We start from the raw sequence: 18,920 nt of genomic DNA on the forward strand, positions 1-18,920 counted from the left end.
ATCGACTTAAGAATAGCGTAATTTCGTTACCAACTGATTAAAAACAGAACCCTTATAAAATTTGTGGTTGCAAATGCGAATCGTTATTATTTATACTTCGCACCCTAATCAATCGCTTCATTTGGGGGAAACTCAATGCAACCTACGTATGTCGCCACCGCTTTGCTCGCTGCGCTTGGCTTGTCGTTATCAACAGCTTACGCTGCCGAAGTACCTAGCTCAGAAACAGATACCAACGAGAAAATTTATGAAGTACTGCAAATTGTGGGCAGTAAAGATGATGCCCGTAAGCTCGCAGGCTCCAGTGCAGTAATTGATAACGAGCAGTTGGTTATTGAAGCGAACACCGACATCAATCAGTTATTAAAGACCGTACCGGGTGTTTACATCCGTGAAGAAGACGGTCAAGGCTTACGCCCTAACATCGGTATTCGAGCTGCCGCAGGCGGTCGCAGCAGTAAGGTAACCCTCATGGAAGATGGTGTCATGATTGCACCAGCACCATACATTGACCCAGCTGCTTATTACTTCCCTGAAGCCTATCGCATGCACACCATTGAAGTGCTAAAAGGCGCACCTTTGTTACGTTATGGTCCGCAAACCACCGGTGGTGTAATCAACATGTTGACCACCCCTATCCCCCAGGAGAACAGTGGCCGAGTTGTGGCAAAAATGGGTGAATTTAATAGCCAAGACATTCATGCGTACTATGGCGGACGTTCTGGTGATTTTGGTTTCTTAATTGATACCGTACAACGCAGCAGTGCTGGCTTTAAAGAGATTGACCGCAGCTCACGTGACGCGGGTTTCGACATCGAAGATTACTTGCTCAAATTTAGCTGGACTGGCGAACGCCAAAGCTTATTAGCGAAAGTACAATATTCAGAGCAAGTCTCAAATGAAACTTATGCTGGCTTAACCGACGCTGACTTCGCTGAAAATCCAAATCGTCGCTACGGTTTATCAGAAATCGATCAAATGGCGAATCGCCACAAAGGTTTCTCACTAACTTACAGCTTGGACGTAACGGATACCTCAAGCCTGCGCGCAATAGCCTATCGCAATGAATACCAACGTGATTGGTTCAAAACCAGCACCAGCTCGTTTATCAATGCTGCCAATGCGGGTGACGCAACTGCCCAAGCAATTCTAGACGGCACCATGGACGTGCAGGACTTACGCTACACGCATGGTAATCGTGCCTATGAGTCCTATGGCGTTGAATTGAACTTAACCACATTATTAGCCGATCATACCTTGAACGTGGGTGTGCGCGATCATAACGACACTCTTGATCGCTTCCAGCCTGTTGAAGTATTTGATCAGGTAAACGGCAGTTTAGTCTTCGATAGCATCATTGAACCAACCGGCAGTAATAACCGTTTGGAAGGTGGCGATGCACGCAGCTTCTGGATTACAGACGCATGGCAAGTAACCACTGACTTATTCGTCAACCTAGCGTTGCGCTACGAAGACGTGAAAAGCTTCCGTGAGCAATTTGACGTGGTCGATCGCTCTGAGCCGGGCAGTTTCCGTTCGAATCATACAAAAGAATGGTTACCAGGCGCATCGTTCACTTACGACATCGACAGCAACTGGCAAGTACTGGCAGGTATTCACCGCGGGTTTTCACCAATTGGCGGCGGTGCAACCGAAACCGACGAACCAGAAACCAGCACCAACTATGAAGCAGGTGTACGCTACAACGATGGCTGGTTTGTTGAGGCCTTGGCGTTTCGTAGTGACTTCAACAACCAAGCTGAAGTTTGCTCGTTGGCTAGCCCGTGCAGCAACGGGGCGACTTCAGGAACCTACGTTACCGGCGAAGCCGTGGTTCAAGGAATTGAGTTTCAGCTCGGTAACGAGTGGAAAACTGGTGAGTTTGTGATTCCTGCGCACTTCAACTACACGCTCAGCAACGCTGAAATCAGTGCTGATAACGCTCTTACTGGCGTGGAAGATGGTGACCGTTTAGCAGATATTCCAGAGCATACTATGAGCTTCAGAACGGGTATTGAGCATGCTTCAGGTTGGAATAACTATGTGGTCGCAAAATACATGGACGAAACTTGCGTGCGCGTTGGTTGCAACCGCGAAACCACTCCATTTAGCTACACCGAGTCAGTGTTCGTCGTGGATTTGATCAGCCGTTATCCACTCAGCTCACAGGCGACCGTGTTCCTGAAAGTGGATAACTTGTTTGACCAACAGCGTATTGTATCGCGCACACCGCACGGTGCTCGCCCGAATAAACCACAAACAGTTTCTGTTGGTTTGGAATACAGCTTTTAAAAGGTCTGCACGTGGGTCGGCTAGTTTCGCGGAAACTAGTCGGCCACTAGACTTCGATTACGGCCGTCGGCTTTGCTTTGATACAGCGCGTCGTCGGCCAATTTTAGCAAGTCGTCTGCGGTAAAGTTGTCTTGAACAACAGCAATACCTGCGCTCATCGTAATCTGGCCCGCCGGTGCATTCTCGTTATATAGTTCTAGCTTGGCAATGTCACGGCGAACCAACTCTGCCACTTCTAGCGCTTGCTGTTTATTCAAATTCGGCAGCAACATCACAAATTCTTCACCACCATAACGGGCAACCACATCCGCAGAGCGTTTCGCATGCGCAGCTAAAACCTTAGCAACTTGTTTCAAGCAACGGTCACCCGCGCTGTGGCCATAGGTATCGTTAAAGGTTTTGAAGTAATCGATATCAAAGTAAATCAAAGCCAATGTTCCGGCTGTACGCTTGGCGCGCGCAATTTCCTTCTTCAAGGCCTTATCAAAATACCGGCGATTTGCGAGTTGAGTTAGCTCATCGGTAATGGATAACTTCTCCAATTTCTCCATGGCCTGATTTAATTGTTCTGTGCGTTCACGTACTTTCGCATCGAGCAGCTGGTTTAGTGCCAGCAGTTCACGCTGTGGATCCAAAAAATCAGTTAAGTTATGTGACGTGCCCCAAATGTGGGTGACCTTCTCATCGTCATCAAGAATCGGCACCAAAAAGGTGCGGAACACGAATTCTTTACCCTTGTGTTTCGCTGTCTGCTCAAATTCGACAGGCTCTTTAGTCGCCAAGCATTCATAATAACCGGAGAGAATGTCGGGTGAATAAGCAGAGTGCGTGATCAGTTCTGAGAATTTGGCTCCCGGTGTCTGCCGCTTGTCTAAAGCCTGCGCTGCAGGGTTCGCTATAATCATTTCGAAATCGTCCGCAATGGGTTTGCAGACCCAAAATGGATTCAGCGATTTCTTCCAGAGCTGTTCGAAAAACAGCATCAGCTCTTCTTGATTAAATGGATTTTGTTTCACCCGTTGCCACCCTGCATTTTTTTCAACACCTTTTTAACACAGTTTCATTGAATTAAAAATAATGCTATTAACTATAGCCCCTAAATCATAGGACGTTGTGAGGAAAACATGAAAACCCTAATCGCCTTATTGCTTACACTCTGCAGCAGCGCTAGCTGGGCTACCGAAACGATGCATGAACAGGCTCGGGAAGAAATTACCAAAACTTTACACACCTTCATGGAAGGTGCCAGTATCAACAGTGCTGCAATTCACGAGGCATTTTGGGCAGACGAGTTGGTGTACACCAGTTCATCAGGTAAACGTTTTGGCAAAGCTGAATTGATGAGCGGCGTGCACGCGTCTGGTGAAATTACCGAACAGCCACTCACCAGCTATTACACCGCAGAAGATGTAGAAATTCGCTTTTTCGGGCCAACGGCGGTGGTGAACTTTACGCTCGTTGCCCACACGGACACCAACGCGGGTTATTCGCGTCAAACCTTCTTAAACAGTGGTGTGTTTGTGCAACGTGACAACCGCTGGCAAGCAGTTAACTGGAATGCCACCCGCACCGCTGAGTCATCAACTGAGTAATCACTCAGCCAAAAAAGCATGAACCCGTTGTGCCGATTCGTTCGGCACTTCTACCATCGGCATGTGACCGATGCCGTCAAAAATATGCAATTGGCTACCTGGAATTCCCTGATGCCATACTGGGGCTGCTGAAGGGCTTAAGATATTATCTTGGTTGCCCCAAACAATTAATGTTGGGGTACTAATTTGATTGAGCCTGCCATCTAACTGGTCATGGAATCGAAAGTCTTGCGCAATCCGTGCATAATCCGCCTTGCGTTCGCTATACCGTAGCGCCATGCCGCGTAATACAAAGTCAGGCACAACGGGTGGCTTGGCCATAGTAAGCTTATAAAAGTCAAAAAATTGCTGTTGGGAATCAATTTCAAACGGCGATTCACCGGCGGCGAACATTGCTTCGGTGACACTGGGTTGCGGCGGGGTAACGCCTGCCGGATTAAACAGCACAATAGACGTCGCGCGCTGTGGGTACATAATAGCAAAATTAGCTGCAATCATGCCGCCCATAGAGTTGCCAATAATCGTTGCCCGTTCTACCCCAATCTTATCCATCAATTGCGCGACACGTTTCGCTTGGCTTGACGCTCGGTATGACCAACCGCTGAAGAACCCGGTTTCACCGTGACCCGCCAAATCTGGAATCACCACGCGGTATTCCGGGTTCAGGCGATTGGCAAAGCGCAACCAAATTTCTTTTGAGGCGGTATAGCCGTGCAGCAAGATAATGGTTTTATGCGCCTGCTCGGAGTTGCGCTCATAAACTGAAAGTTGCATGTCGCCAATGTCTACCGACAACTTTTCGAACCCGTAGATACGTGCTTCAAGTGCACCCACCGCATCATAAAAAGCCAGCCCAACGCGCGGATGTAAGGTTGCTAGCCAAGCGGCGAAAACCAGCGCCAGCGTGGTGACAATAAACTTTTTCATATCCGCTCCTGCTTATACAGCTGATGGTGTTTCGGCTTCAAGCGGCTTGCCAACAACCGATACACAAAGCTAAAACCTGGAAACATCGCAATAACGTGTCCACTCTTACTCTTATACCAACTGTTACACCCGCCACTATGCCAAACCGTTTTACGCATTTCGTGATGCACCATGGTGGTGTATTCAGCTTCCGCCTGCGCCGTTACTTCAACAGCTTGCGCGTGTTGTTGTTTCGCATAGTTGAGCAATTTCATGATGTACTTCATTTGAGACTCAATCACAAATATAGCCGATGTGTGGCCGATACCGGTGTTGGGCCCAGTCACCAAATACAAATTTGGGAATCCTGGCATTGTGGTACCCAAGTAAGCTCGCGGAAACTCATGCCAAAACGCATTCAAATGCTGCCCTTTGCGGCCAATGATGTCATAACCTATGGCACCGTCAGTGGCGTCAAATCCGGTTGAATAAACAATCAGATCAAGCTCAAGCTTGGCCCCCGTCGTCGTTTCAATACCGGTTTCCGTGATGCGCGCAATACCATCGTGTTTGTCGTGTAGCGTCACATTTTCGCGGCCAAGCGCGGGATACAAAGTGTTGGATACGATGATACGTTTACAGCCAATGGTATAGTCAGGCGTCAGTTTCTGACGCAGGTCGGCATCCGGAACTTGCTTGCGCAAGTGCTTGAGCGCCGGACGCTGTGCGAAAAAGCGCATCAGCCCATGGGCATATTTAAAGGCGAACACGCGCCATTCAAGCCCCCAATAAATGGCTTTTCGTAGCGCCTGATAGATCGGTTTAATACCCAGCAACTTGCGCGTAAAGGGTGAGAATATTCGATCAGGGCGCGGCAATACCCAATGGGGCGACCGCTGAAATACATGCAGATGGCTAACGTTCGGTGCAATGGTTGGAATAACTTGCGCAGCACTGGCGCCACTGCCGATAACCGCAACGCGCTTATTGGTGTAATCGAAACTATGGTCCCAGTTATTGGTATGAAAGCTCTTGCCTTTGAATTCATCGCGCCCTGGAAAATCGGGGATAACCGGATTGCTCAATGGCCCTTGGGCACTAATAACCGAACGTGCGAATAAACGTTGCCCCGTGTCGCTATCAATTTGCCAGCATAATGTGTCTTCAAGCCATGTCAGACGCGTAACGTTGAAATTCAGAATCGCTTTGTCGCGCAGCTTATACTTGGCGATCACTTTCTTGGTATAGGCTTCGAGCTCTGGTTGCGTGGCAAACATTTGTGACCACACATAAGGTTCGCATGCCAACGAATACAGCGGTGATTGCACGTCCACTTGGGCGCCCGGGTAACTGTTCTGGCACCAGGTGCCGCCCATAAAGTTGCGCCGTTCAAGCATAACAAAGTGTTGCGTGCCCTGATTTAACAGGTTAATGGCAGCGCTTTGCCCGCCAAAACCGGTACCTATTATAGCGACTTCAAGGGGCTGTAGCGCGGTCGATTCCAAGACTATACCTTCGCTGACGCGCGTTGGTTCATACGGTCAAACCAAGCTTGCAGATGCACTTGATCAGCACCAATACGTAGCTTCACAACCCGTGCGAATCCCACTGTGGCAAACGCATTAATGTCGGCGGCGCTGAAACTATCACCCGTGATGTAGGTTTTATCTTTTAGATGATCATTCAAAAATGCTAAGAACTTTTCTGCAGCAGAAAAGCAGTCTTGGCCGTAGTCCGGGAAGCAATTCATGCGATCTTTAAAGTACCCTGAGGTGTGCTGGAAACACATACCGACCGGCACCATCAAATAAAAATCAACCCAACGTAACCACTGCTCAATCAATGCTTTTTGCTTGGGCGATTCGCCAAGTAATTTGGGGGTGTCTGGGTGTGCTTCTTCCACATAGCGGCAAATCGCCATGGTTTCCGCCAAGCTGGTGCCGTCGTCCAATACGGCAACGGGCACTTTTTTCATGGGGTTCATGGCAACAAATTCAGGGGTTAAGTTTTCACCTTTTGCGATATCAACTTCAATAAACTCAACGTTATCAAGCAAGCCTTTTTCGGCCAAAAACATACGCACGCGGCGCGGGTTGGGAGCAGTTGCTGTTTGGTAGATTTTCATTGGAGCTTCCTGTGTGTTCTATACAAGTGACAGAACACACAATGAAACAACTTTTCAGCTAACGCAAGTCAATAAATAGCATAGAGTATTTACTTTCTGCGCAGGCGTTTTTTGCGGCGTTGCCACCACACATAGGTGCCGGTAATCGCCAGCAATAACGGCGTCAAACCGACAACACTCCAGAGCACTTTAATGGGTAACCCGCCAAACGTACCAAAGTGCAAACGACGGAAGCTATCAAGCGTTTTAGCGCCGATGCCTTGGTCATTTAAATTATATGTACTTAAGTAGTCTCCGGTTTGCGCGTGGTAGTTCGACACACTGCCGTAATTACTCAGCAGCGGATTGGCAGTAGGCGCACGCCCGAATACCGTAAACGGCAACTCCGGTTCGTACGGGAACAACAAAAATGTCGCCTTGAAGCCTTCAATACGCTGCTGGCTGTCCGTAACCAATGCATCAATATTCACATTATCGTTATACAAGCGTTCACTCATAATGTGATGTTCAGCACCATCTGCGTGCTCTATCCACTCTTCGTAGAAAATCAGAATGTTGTAATAGCCACCGGTAATCGCCAGAATCAACAGAACAGGTGATGCAAAGGTACCCACCATTTTGTGTAAATCACTAAATACCGCCAGCAGTCGTTGGTTCCAGCGCAAGGTAAACAGCCGCGCCCAAAAGCGCCGATACATAATCAGCCCGGACACGCCCATAAACAGCAAAAACAATGACAATATTAAGCCAATAATCAGGCCCATATGCTCTGGCAGATTGTTTAAGTCGTTCAACAGTAGTGTGTAATGCAACTCCACCAGCCAGTCGGTTAAATAATGCCCGGTCTCTGTTGGCTGACTGAGCAAGTCACCGGTTTGGGGGTTTAGATGTACCTTGTGCCAAGTATCCGTACCTTCTTTGATCACAAATACTCGGTCGGCTTCATCGTGCCCCACCGGAAATATTTCCCAACTGCCAATTTCGAAGTTCGGAAGCTGTTGATTGATCCGAGCCGTCAACTCCGTGAGTGACAATCGCGGTTGGTCTGTTACCGGCAATGCTGCGATATCAGGTAACAGCCAGGCATCGATTTCCTTTTTGAACACTAAAATGCTGCCGGTAAGGCAAATAACAAGAAAGGGGACCATACAAATGATCCCCGCCCAACCATGCCATTTATGGAGAGTCTTTCGCATTGTTGGTTAAACCTTAAAATGTCCAGTTCAATGTGGCTGAGTAATTGGCTGGCGCACCGTAATACCCTTGGGTTGGCCACAACAAGCTGTTGATGTACTTCTTGTCGGTAACGTTGTTGGCGTTCAAAGTCACGCTCACTGCGTTGGTGATTTGATAAGCCGCCATCAGGTTTAAGCGACCATAGGCGCCTTGTGTGGTGACAATGGTTTCGCCCGCGTTGCTGTAGCTCTCTCCAACGGTTCCCTGAGTGCGCGCAATGGTGTCTTGCCATTGGAAACTCGCACCAAGTTTTAATTGCTCAGCGAAAGCTGGGCGATAGGTTAGCGCTGCACGGAATAGATTTTCTGGCGTATAGCCTTCAACAGTTGCATCGCCGTCCAGTTCAAATGATGAGGCGGCAATACTGCCTTGCAAGCCAGGCGCAATTTCGCCCGACAACTCCACCTCAAAGCCTTTGCTCGTTACCCCATCGGCGGCGCGATAAACTGATTCCGGTGCGTTGGTATTTGGATTGGTCACTGTGCCATCACCAACAGCGAGGTTCTTTTGCGTCACATCAAAGTAAGCCGCTGAAAGCAGTGCGCCACCATTAAACAGTTCCATTTTCACACCTACCTCAGCGCTTTCACCGGTAAGTGGCGGCAGACGATTAAAGTCACGATCACGTAGGTTTTGTGATTGGAACGTTTCGGTGTACGACGCATACACGGTGGTGGCATCACTCAGATTGTGAGTTAGGCCCACATAAGGAATAAATTCAGCATCATCGCGCGACTGATCAACACCATACCCGACACCTTCGGTGGTGAATTCGTTAAAGCGCCCACCTAACAAAAGTTTGGTATCTTGGCTTAAGCTTAAGCGGGTTTGTGCATAAAGGGCTTTTTGCGTGTTATCAATCACACTGCCCGCCAAACCGTCAGTGAACTCGGGAAGTGGCGTGTTGCCGTTCCAGTCTTCGAGTGCTGGCATCGCTGGGAAGCCATTACCGGTATGGAAATCGTACAGCGAAGTATCGATGTAATCTAAACGTGCGTAATTTGCACCTATCACCAACTCATGCTGGTAACCGCCAAGGTCAAAACTGCCGCTAACATATGCATCAAACATGTCCTGTTTATCGTCTAAATCATATTCACTGCCGTAACCCAGTAACCCCAGCCCCGTTTCAGGGTCAAGGCCGGTAGCTGGATCAGGTAAGTAGGTGTAGAACAGCAGGCTATCTTCGTCAGTGCGCACACGGTTGTATGCCATGCGCAACGTCCATGTATCGGTTAGGGCCGACTCAATGTCGACAAAGCTGCGGCTTTCTTTCACATTCCAACGTGACCAATCAGCGGCAATATTCACGGAACTATCGAAATCAGTGGGTGTGCCGTCGCCGTAATGTAGCGTTAGCGCACCCCACATGTTGCCGTCGGTATCACTTCGATGCTCACTGTGCCCAAGGGTAATTAAGGTGTCTGCTGACGGTGCGTAGTCCACTACACCGTAGAAAACATTTGAGGTATTTTCATAACGATCAAGATAGGATTCGCGGTTATCTGCCACGACCACGATGCGCGCGCGCAATGAGTCAGTTAACGCACCTGAAAAATCGCCTTCAACACGTTTTCCAGACCACGAACTTAAGCTAGCCGTTAGGGTACCTTTGGTTTCAGACGTGGGCCGCTTGCGTACCAAGTTGACAGTCGCTGATGGACTTCCCACGCCTGTCATAATCCCGTTGGCACCATGCACCACCTCAACGCGCTCGTACAGTGCCGAATCCACCCGCCCATGGGTATTGCTGTTGATGAGTGGCAAACCAAGACCATCAACCTGAAAGTTATTAAGCTCAAAACCTCGTGACGTATAGTACGTGCGGTCGGTTTCTACTTGCTCAACATTAATCGTGGCAGAGTTTTCAAGAATTGTGTTGAGATCGTTCAAGGCAAAATCGCGGATTTTTTCCTGAGTAATCACAGTAACCGTTTGAGGGGTTTCTTTTACGCTGATATCAAGCTTGCTAGCCGACTGCTGATCGTTGGCAAGGTACCCACTTTGTTGTTCACCTCGAATTTCAAGGCGCTCGATTGCTTCGGTGGTTTGTGGTTCAGCCGCTGCCGCGTAGGCAACTGGCATGCCAGCTAAAATTAAAGCGGAAGTTACTGCGGAAAGTTTGATCACGTCCATACCCCTGTGAATTGAATTAAACAGATTATGGGGGTGATCCTAATGTAAATGCGAATGATTCGCAATAACTTTATTTATGTAGTTAAATACCTCACGTGGCCAATGAAACTGCGCGCTACAGGCCCAAGTGCTTCGGCATCGCGGAAATTTAAATAGAAGCTGGTGGTGCGCGTGCCACCGCGAGTCAGTTGAATGGGCACCAACAAACCATACTGCAGGGCATCTGCAATAGCGCGTCGCGGCAAAAACGCGAAGCCCAAATTCTTCTGAATCAATTCTATTGATGTCGATAAATGGCTGACAGTCCAACGCTGATCAGAACCCAGCCACCCAATATCAGTTTTCTTTTCTAAACCCGAATCGCGAAGCACCACTTGTCGGTGTTGCTTTAGGTCATCGGGGGTAACTTTCTTTTTCTGCGCCAACGGATGTTCTGCACCGCATACCGCTATAAACTCAAGTTGGCAGAGATCTTCACTGAGCTCATTGGCCAGTGTAAATGGCGACAAGGCAATCTCGGCCATACCCTTATTGAGTAATTCATTGGCACCGGTCAGAATCGTTTCAATCACTTCAAGGTGAACAAGCGGAAACTCGTTTGAAACTTCAGCAAGAGCTTGGTAAAGCACATCCTTCGGAAAGGCTTCATCCACCGCTATGGCGAGTTTTGACTCAACCCCTTGCTTGAGATTTTGGGCCACATTTTCGAGCCGTTCAGTTTCTGCTAATAAGTAATTAATGCGGCGGAGCAGTTGGTGTCCTGCATGGGTTACCGAGGTTTTGCGCCCATGTACTTCAATGAGTGGAACCCCCAACTGCTCCTCTAATTTATTCACTGCATGGTGCACCGTTGATTGGCTTTTATGAACGTGATCAGCCGCTTGTTGGAAGCCGCCAAAATCTGCCACTGCCTTGAACATACGCCATTGTTCAATGGTAGAACGCGCCATGCTTGAATCTCCGTATTTCTATTGTGTGAGTTTTTGTTGCAGCCAAGCATCAACAGATGCTTTACCAGCACCCATAAACATCAGGGCAGCGCTCACGGCAAGCAGCGATAGGCCGAATTCATAACCATTGTTGCTCATAAACAAACCATTACCGATATGGACAGCAAAAATCGCCACCAGCATCGCAATACTCAATACTGCTCCGGCTGGACGAACAAGTAGCCCAATAATCAGTGCAATGCCACCGAAGAATTCAGCCGCACCGGCTAAAAATGCCATCAACACGCCCGGAGCTAATCCAATACTCTCCATCCAACCGCCCGTGCCTTCGAGACCATAACCGCCAAACCAGCCAAATAATTTTTGTGCACCGTGAGCGATAAAAATAATACCGACGGGAATACGAAGAACTAATGCGCCGATTCCTGCATCTGTTGTGGTTAGTTTTTTCAATAATTCTTTCATGTTGTCATCTCCAAAATAACTTAAGGGTCACAACGACCACTGCAATATGTCGTTGGAGATACTATAGTCGAGCTTTTTATTTTATAAAAATGGATAAAAATAGATATTAGACCCGATTTTTTAGAATTAAAAGCATTCTTTATACTTTATGCGTTCCGATTAATCGTTGCGACAGGCATAAAAAAGGGAGCCAGCGGCTCCCTTTTCAGCGACATTTGAATTATTTCAAATCAAAGCGGTCAAGACGCATTACTTTCACCCATGCATCCACGAAGTCTTGAACGAAGCGTTCGTCCGAATCACTTTGTGCATAGAATTCAGCAATAGCGCGCAACTCTGAATTTGAACCAAAGATCAAATCAACAGGTGTTGCAGTCCATTTCAAATCACCTGAACTGCGGTCACGGCCTTCATACACTCCCGCTTGGTCTTCCGCTGGTGTCCACTCGGTGCCCATGTCTAACAAGTTCACGAAGAAGTCGTTGGTTAACTGACCCGGGCGCTTCGTGAATACACCGTGGTCTGCACCACCGTAGTTTGCGTCAAGGGCGCGCATACCACCTACCAACGCGGTCATTTCTGGCACAGTAAGAGTAAGCAGGTCAGCACGTTCAACCAACGCTTCTGCCGGCGACATTTTCACGTCTTGCGTGTAGTAGTTACGGAAGCCATCAGCGTTTGGCTCTAACACATCAAACGAGTCGTCCGTCCATTCTTGCGTTGTGTCGTTACGACCTGCCGCAAATGGAACCGTTACTGTGTAGCCTGCGTCTTTCGCTGCTTTCTCAATGGCCGCTGAGCCGCCTAATACGATCACATCAGCCAATGACACGCGCTTGCCGCGTGGCAGTGAACGGTTGAAGTCTTTCTGAACTTTTTCCAGCGTGGCTAAGGTTTTCTTTAGCTGTTCTGGATTGTTCACCGCCCAATTTTTTTGTGGTGCTAATGCAATACGTGCACCATTTGCACCGCCGCGCATATCCGTACCACGGAAACTTGCTGCCGATGCCCACGCAGTGCGAACCAATTCAGACACTGACAAACCTGAATCTAAAATTTTCTTCTTCAGATTGGCAACATCACGGTCGTTCACTAAATCGTAATCAACTTTTGGAATCGGGTCTTGCCAGATTAATGGCTCAGCTGGTGAGGTATCCACAACGTAACGAGCACGAGGCCCCATGTCACGGTGGGTCAATTTAAACCACGCTTTCGCAAACGCTAACTCGAACTCTTCCGGATTTTCGTGGAAACGTTTCGAGATTTTGCGGTATTCAGGATCAAACTTCAGCGACAAGTCCGTGGTGAACATGATTGGCGCGTGGCGTTTGCCAGGAACGTGCGCGTCAGGAACCAAGTTCGACGCTTGACCGTCTTTTGGAATCCACTGAATTGCACCTGCTGGGCTACGTGTTTGTTCCCATTCAAAACCAAACAAGTTGTCAAAATATTGCATGGTCCATTCGGTAGGGCTCACTGACCAAGCACCTTCAAGGCCTGAAGTGATGGTGTCTTCTGAGTGACCTTTGCCACACTTGTTTTTCCAACCTAAACCTTGTTCTTCAATTGCTGCACCGGCAGGGGCTTCACCCAGGCAGTCGTCTGGCTTGTGCGCACCGTGTGCTTTACCGAAGGTGTGACCACCGGCAATCAATGCCACGGTTTCTTCATCGTTCATAGCCATACGACCGAAGGTATCGCGAATGTCTTTTGCTGCCAGCAACGGGTCAGGATTACCGTTCGGGCCTTCTGGGTTCACGTAAATCAAACCCATCTGCACTGCCGCAAGCGGACGCTCAAGTTCGCGATCGCCACTGTAGCGTTCATCCGCTAGCCATTTTTTCTCTGGGCCCCAATATACTGTGTCGGGTTCCCAGTCATCTTCACGGCCGCCAGCAAAGCCATAGGTTTTGAAACCCATCGACTCAAGCGCAACGTTACCGGTAAGAACCATTAAGTCGGCCCAAGATAAGTTGTTGCCGTATTTTTGTTTAATCGGCCAAAGTAGTCGGCGGGCTTTGTCCAAGCTTACGTTGTCTGGCCAGCTATTCAGTGGCTCAAAACGTTGCTGACCACCGCCTGCGCCGCCACGACCATCATGAATTCGGTAGGTACCAGCACCGTGCCAAGCCATACGAATAAAGAATGGACCGTAGTGCCCATAGTCTGCCGGCCACCAATCTTGCGAGCTGGTCATCAGCGCTTCGATATCTTTTTTAACCGCTTCAATATCGACTTTTTGAAGCGCTTCAGCATAATCAAAGTCTTGACCCATCGGGTTCGAACTTACGTCGTGGTCGCGCAAAGGCGAGAGATCAAGTTGATCTGGCCACCAGAACATATTTGATTTGGCGTCATTCTGCTGCGCGATTGCGCCTGACGAAAACGCCATGGTTACGGCTATCGCTGCCGCAGATAGCACTGGAATGGATTGCTTAAACATTGATGTTTCCTCCGGAAAAGGACTTTCTGTAAGTCGTTTTGACTATAGTAGAAATAACCGATTCTGCGAGGGAACCCATAGCGGGAAGATTCGATTAGAATAATCGAATTTTCTATTTTTCCGCGTAATTCATGAATACTTCTGTTACTTCGTTCGAATATAGCGACTCAAATGGTACGCACACATATGCAATTCATCTTCACGCAACTGCTGTCTGCCCTTGCCAATATAATTCGGCAATACGCGAGGGTTTAAAACCGAAACTTCCGCTGACTTGCCAAGTTCCGTTGTTTTTACATACCAACCCGGGAACACAACAATACCTTTTATCGCAAAACGCTTACCGGTGCTTTCATACAGTAGGTTATGCAACCATGAGCTGGCTGCCTTAACTTGCGTCACGGCATCACTCTGTATCGGTTTGCCACCGCGTAAAATCTGTTTGCCATTGTAAAACAAAACGGACTTGCCTTTTTCGGGTTTTGACATGGTTTTTGTTTCAATCACAAAAACCCCAGAACGATGAATGACCACGTGATCAAGATTAAAATTTTCACCTTCAATGTCGTGAAATACTTGAGCGCCATCAAGGCGTAAGCGCTCAAGGAATTGACCCACCACTTTTTCACCATCACGCCCCAGCTTTATGCGTTTTGACTCGCGGATTGAGAAAAAAATACGCACCAGTGAAAACAAAATAACCGGTGAGAGTACTATTGAAAGTATTAGCGGATCAGCTATTTCCTGATGATACCAAGCTATCCACGCTTGCGTGATTGTCGTAACAATCACGGTGATTATTAATACGTGAATCACCGACTTATCGAGCATGTCGATTATCTTGTGATCGAGAGATTCGCCAGGGTTTCGCAAGGGTTTACTTTTTAGAGGCGATACTGATTTATATTTTTTTGTCATAGCTAATCCCTAGCAATTCAAGCGGGTGAACACCTATTTAATACTCCGAATATTCTAACTTGTCTAATCATGGTGTTTAGAAACATGGCCTGCAACAAAGACGCAAAACCCAAATGCAGCTACAATCTTAACGATTAACGATTAACTAATAACGACCAACGAGCCCCACTATGCCGCTACATATAATCAAACACCCACTTGTTCAGCACAAACTTGGCTTAATGCGCGAAGCCGGAATTTCGACCAAAAGCTTTCGCGAACTGGCGAATGAGCTCGGCAGCTTACTCACCTATGAGGCCACCAGCGATTTTGCCTTGGAACCTGCTGCAATTACTAGCTGGAGCGGTGATACGGTTGAAGTGCAGAAGCTAAAAGGCAAAAAAGTGACTGTTGTACCCATTCTGCGAGCTGGGATTGGCATGCTCGACGGCGTGTTGAGTTTGATGCCAAGCGCAAAAGTTAGTGTTGTTGGGCTTTACCGCAATGAAGAAACGCTCGAGCCGGTTCCATATTTCCAGAAATTTGTCAGTGACATTGATCAGCGCATGGCGTTGGTTATTGATCCCATGCTGGCCACAGGCGGCACAATGGTTGCCACCCTTAACATGCTTAAGCAGCGCGGTTGCAAACACATTCGTGTGTTGGTTTTGGTTGCAGCCCCCGAAGGTGTGGATAAAGTGCTGGAAGCGCACCCAGATATCCACATTTATGCTGCTTCATTGGACGCTCACTTGAACGAGCACGGTTATATTATTCCGGGGCTTGGTGATGCCGGTGACAAGATTTTTGGTACCCGTTAAGCGGTCACCAACGCAGTGCTAACCACTTGGTTGCGGCCTGCCGCTTTAGCTTTATACATGTTGTTGTCCGCAACCTGTAATAAGCGTTCAATCGATTTTTCATCAACTCGACTGAACGTTGCCGCGCCGATACTTACCGTTACGTGAATGCCGCCGCTTATGGCCTTTTCGCGTACCTGTTCAATAATACGTTCACCCAAGGCTTTAGCTTGTACTTCGTCGGTATTCGGGCAAATCACTAAAAATTCCTCGCCGCCCCAACGCCCAACCGAATCGTATTCGCGGGTTGCCTCTCTTAATATGTTGCACAGCGCAACCAAAACCACGTCACCAACTAAGTGGCCGTGCTCATCATTAATGCGCTTGAAATGGTCCACATCAATCAACAATACCGAAACCGGCTGCTTGTTGCGGCTCGCTAACGACAGCACCTTCTCAAGCGTATTGTCTAAATACAAACGATTAAACACGCCCGTTAATGGGTCTGTAATCGATGTTTTTTGCAACTGTTCATAAGCTTCTTGACGAGAGCGCTCATAGAAGCGAAATAAGAATATCTGTGCCGTTGCGACTTCAACAAAGTTAAATAGCGCACCCAATGAGAGGTTTGCTGTAACTCCTTGATTTAACAGTTGGTACAAGTACCAACTGAAATAGAGAAACACCAACCCACTAATCCAGCTACCGCCACTTCGGCCCAACAAGAAAAAAGCAATGGGTGGCAGCATCGTTGCCCATAACAGCGAATAGTTGCGGCCTTCCGCGAGGTGCACAAAAGCGAAAAGAATAATGATTAAGGTGGCCATAACGGCCCAGCTGGCGACCTGAAAGTTACCGCCACGGCTTACGAAAAGGTAAATAGTTCCAGCCAGTGCAAGGCCGATAAAATCGTAGAAAGCAATGTCAGCAGCATCGAATAAGGTGACATTCAGTATCCCAATGATGCCAAAGTAAGCCACCATGATAAGCAGCACGCTATAAATAAGCGAAACTTGGTTGTAACGCGGGTCTGCTGCATCAATTTCGGGGTGGTACTTTCGCCAATACTTCATAGTTAGCAATCGCCTAATTTTTTTACATTTTATCTTGGTTTTTTAACAATTGGAATTAGCTTTGGTCAGGCACTAGCCTAAAGTCTAAAAGCGTGATTACATAAAGTTCTGATGACATTCCAATTTGTACTACGCATATACAGGAAAGCACGCCGAATGAACGATGCCACTCAAGTGAAACTACCACCCCGTAACTCTGTTGCACACATCCGCACTGCGACAGAAGATGACGCTTTGAATTTATCAGTGCTGGCCAAGCAGACGTTTATTGACACCTTTGCAGCCGACAACTCCGAAGAAAACATGCGCCAGCATTGTGACGCAACATACAGTGAAGCTCTGCAACGTGACGAGATTACTGACCCCAGCCGGCTCACCCTGCTGGCTACGCATGAGGGGCATTTAATCGGTTTCGTTCAAGTGCGCTGGGGGAATACCCCCGACTGTGTGCCGGCGAAATCCGCAGGAGAACTTCAGCGCCTTTATGTTGACCGTGATTGGCATGGCAAGGGCATCGCCCAAGACTTGATGGCTGCCGCCTTTGATGTATTTGCAAAGCGCGGCAACGATGTGGTTTGGCTAGGCGTTTGGGAACATAACCCACGGGCTATCGCGTTTTACAAAAAAATTGGCTTTCGCGAAGTAGGGTCGCATGTGTTTCCACTTGGCACCGACCCGCAGCGCGACTTAATTTTTATGCGTGAGCTGAGAACTGATTAGGGGTGCGAGAACCTCAGCATCACCATCAATAGGCGTCATCAGCTCAAGTCCAAGCAACTCTACCATAAACGGATAGATATGGATGTTACTGAAGCGGCTGATATTAGCCTGGTGCTTAATTGCTGGCCCCGCGGCGATGAACAAGCCGTCCATGTCACGGCTTGAATGAAAACCGTGGGCGCCACCGTCACGACGTTGTTCAACTGCGCGTGAAGTAAACGACGCTGGAGCCTGCGTGCCCAGAATAATTGCTGCCGTTCGCGGCCCATCTGTCACACCAAGTTGCGTTAAACTGGTTTCGGTTTCGATGAAGTAACGACCGTCAGCCATTGCCCCGAGCTGGTTTCTCAAGTCATCAATTTGTTGCTGTGTCGTTTCTTCATTTGCGTAAATCATGAAGCGCGTTTGCGCGTTCACAGTTTCAAATAGTGACTCGTCTATCGGAAATGCTGAAACATCAATCATCGCATCGGCTTTGATGTCCACCATGCCGTGATCAGAAACCAAAATAAGGTTTACCGGCACATCAACTTCGTTTTGAATGCGCTGCCAAAATTCGCCGATTAGCTTATCGACATGCTTTACGGCCTTCTCAACCTGATGGGAGTCTGGGCCAAATCGATGCCCCATAGTATCGACGATTGAGAAGTATCCGGTAACGAGTCGCGGCCTGACCGGTTCGGGCAGCTTTAACCACTGAACCATTTGGTCAATGCGCTGTTGATTTGGTGCTGGCGTGCTGTAATTAAAATAATAACTTGGCGTGCGCCCGTTGATTCGAGCTTCTGACTCAGGCCAGAAAAATGTTGCCGCTTTTACGCCTTGAAACTCAGCTAAATTCCAAATCGGTAAGGTGGTCAGCCATGTGCTGTCTTTAACACCGTCGCCCATTTTATAGCGCTGCTTGCGCTCGGTGTCGTAGAAGTTATTGTCGACGATACCATGATTAACAGGATATTGGCCGGTCACAATCGATAAATGGTTTGGGAAGGTTTTCGACGGATACACGGGTATCAGGCCTTCGCTACGCACGCCTTGACTCGCAATACGTTCGATATTAGGCGCACCATGCAACTCAATATAGTCATGGCGAAAACCATCGATTGAGATTAATACAACAGTTTGCTCGGCTTGAGCTTGAAAGCTGAGAAGAAAGAAAGTTGTCAGTGCCAAAAACCGCATCATGATATTCGTACCGGGCTATTTTAAGTGCGGGCTAGAATATCACAACATTATGACATTTTGATGGAATAAGAAGGGGGGGGGCAGTTCTGGAACTGCACCC

16 protein-coding genes are annotated in these 18,920 nt (G+C 48.1%); 4 read left to right on the forward strand and 12 right to left on the reverse strand.

The features are described 5' to 3' along the window. Nucleotides 1-135: 135 nt before the first annotated feature. Nucleotides 136-2,292, forward strand: coding sequence for a TonB-dependent receptor family protein (locus ACN0UN_RS05605; RefSeq protein ID WP_417659112.1), 2,157 nt, complete (start codon nucleotides 136-138; stop codon nucleotides 2,290-2,292). A gap of 35 nt (nucleotides 2,293-2,327) precedes the next feature. Here the strand turns inward: ACN0UN_RS05605 and ACN0UN_RS05610 are convergent, their stop codons facing one another. Further along, nucleotides 2,328-3,308, reverse strand: a complete 981-nt coding sequence (locus tag ACN0UN_RS05610) for a diguanylate cyclase domain-containing protein (RefSeq protein WP_417659113.1) — start codon at nucleotides 3,306-3,308, stop codon at nucleotides 2,328-2,330. A gap of 108 nt (nucleotides 3,309-3,416) precedes the next feature. On the opposite strand from ACN0UN_RS05610, the gene ACN0UN_RS05615 reads away from it, so the two are divergent. Next, the gene (locus ACN0UN_RS05615) at nucleotides 3,417-3,884 is read left to right on the forward strand and encodes a nuclear transport factor 2 family protein (RefSeq protein WP_417659114.1); all 468 of its coding nucleotides are present in this window, start codon (nucleotides 3,417-3,419) and stop codon (nucleotides 3,882-3,884) included. On the opposite strand, the gene ACN0UN_RS05620 is transcribed toward ACN0UN_RS05615, so the two are convergent. The 9 genes from ACN0UN_RS05620 to ACN0UN_RS05660 form a co-directional block, all read right to left on the reverse strand. After that, nucleotides 3,885-4,811: an alpha/beta fold hydrolase gene (locus tag ACN0UN_RS05620; protein WP_417659115.1), complete on the reverse strand. Its 927-nt coding sequence runs from the start codon at nucleotides 4,809-4,811 to the stop codon at nucleotides 3,885-3,887. Continuing rightward, a complete protein-coding gene (locus tag ACN0UN_RS05625) occupies nucleotides 4,808-6,295 on the reverse strand; it encodes a flavin-containing monooxygenase (RefSeq protein ID WP_417659116.1) in 1,488 nt (495 codons plus the stop codon). The genes ACN0UN_RS05620 and ACN0UN_RS05625 overlap by 4 nt, the downstream gene beginning before the upstream one ends. Nucleotides 6,296-6,297: 2 nt before the next feature. Further along, on the reverse strand, nucleotides 6,298-6,915 hold the full coding sequence (locus ACN0UN_RS05630; RefSeq protein WP_417659117.1) for a glutathione S-transferase family protein: 618 nt from the start codon (nucleotides 6,913-6,915) through the stop codon (nucleotides 6,298-6,300). An 89-nt stretch (nucleotides 6,916-7,004) separates the two neighbouring features. Further along, nucleotides 7,005-8,111, reverse strand: a complete 1,107-nt coding sequence (locus tag ACN0UN_RS05635; protein ID WP_417659118.1) for a PepSY-associated TM helix domain-containing protein — start codon at nucleotides 8,109-8,111, stop codon at nucleotides 7,005-7,007. Between the two features lie 13 nt (nucleotides 8,112-8,124). Next, complete coding sequence (locus ACN0UN_RS05640) at nucleotides 8,125-10,281, reverse strand: TonB-dependent siderophore receptor (protein ID WP_417659119.1); 2,157 nt, start codon at nucleotides 10,279-10,281, stop codon at nucleotides 8,125-8,127. Nucleotides 10,282-10,361: 80 nt separating this feature from the next. Next, nucleotides 10,362-11,237 carry a LysR family transcriptional regulator gene (locus ACN0UN_RS05645; RefSeq protein WP_417659120.1) on the reverse strand — a complete coding sequence of 292 codons (876 nt, stop codon included), beginning with the start codon at nucleotides 11,235-11,237 and terminating at the stop codon, nucleotides 10,362-10,364. Nucleotides 11,238-11,255: 18 nt separating this feature from the next. Then, nucleotides 11,256-11,702, reverse strand: coding sequence for a DoxX family protein (locus tag ACN0UN_RS05650; RefSeq protein WP_417659121.1), 447 nt, complete (start codon nucleotides 11,700-11,702; stop codon nucleotides 11,256-11,258). Between the two features lie 220 nt (nucleotides 11,703-11,922). After that, nucleotides 11,923-14,145: a catalase/peroxidase HPI gene (gene katG, locus ACN0UN_RS05655; RefSeq protein ID WP_417659122.1), complete on the reverse strand. Its 2,223-nt coding sequence runs from the start codon at nucleotides 14,143-14,145 to the stop codon at nucleotides 11,923-11,925. A 144-nt stretch (nucleotides 14,146-14,289) separates the two neighbouring features. Then, nucleotides 14,290-15,063 carry a nuclease-related domain-containing protein gene (locus ACN0UN_RS05660; protein ID WP_417659123.1) on the reverse strand — a complete coding sequence of 258 codons (774 nt, stop codon included), beginning with the start codon at nucleotides 15,061-15,063 and terminating at the stop codon, nucleotides 14,290-14,292. A 170-nt stretch (nucleotides 15,064-15,233) separates the two neighbouring features. On the opposite strand from ACN0UN_RS05660, the gene upp reads away from it, so the two are divergent. Continuing rightward, a complete protein-coding gene (gene upp, locus ACN0UN_RS05665; RefSeq protein ID WP_417659124.1) occupies nucleotides 15,234-15,863 on the forward strand; it encodes a uracil phosphoribosyltransferase in 630 nt (209 codons plus the stop codon). Here the strand turns inward: upp and ACN0UN_RS05670 are convergent. Then, complete coding sequence (locus ACN0UN_RS05670; RefSeq protein WP_417659125.1) at nucleotides 15,860-16,915, reverse strand: GGDEF domain-containing protein; 1,056 nt, start codon at nucleotides 16,913-16,915, stop codon at nucleotides 15,860-15,862. The two genes, upp and ACN0UN_RS05670, sit on opposite strands and share 4 nt — an antisense overlap. 156 nt (nucleotides 16,916-17,071) lie before the next feature. Between ACN0UN_RS05670 and ACN0UN_RS05675 the strand changes: the two genes are divergently transcribed. Next, on the forward strand, nucleotides 17,072-17,635 hold the full coding sequence (locus ACN0UN_RS05675) for a GNAT family N-acetyltransferase (RefSeq protein WP_417659126.1): 564 nt from the start codon (nucleotides 17,072-17,074) through the stop codon (nucleotides 17,633-17,635). Here ACN0UN_RS05675 and ACN0UN_RS05680 read toward each other — a convergent pair. Next, complete coding sequence (locus tag ACN0UN_RS05680) at nucleotides 17,603-18,820, reverse strand: ectonucleotide pyrophosphatase/phosphodiesterase (RefSeq protein ID WP_417659127.1); 1,218 nt, start codon at nucleotides 18,818-18,820, stop codon at nucleotides 17,603-17,605. The two genes, ACN0UN_RS05675 and ACN0UN_RS05680, sit on opposite strands and share 33 nt — an antisense overlap. Nucleotides 18,821-18,920: the final 100 nt, after the last annotated feature.

This window comes from Pseudidiomarina sp., from assembly GCF_048267825.1.
GTDB lineage: Bacteria > Pseudomonadota > Gammaproteobacteria > Enterobacterales > Alteromonadaceae > Pseudidiomarina.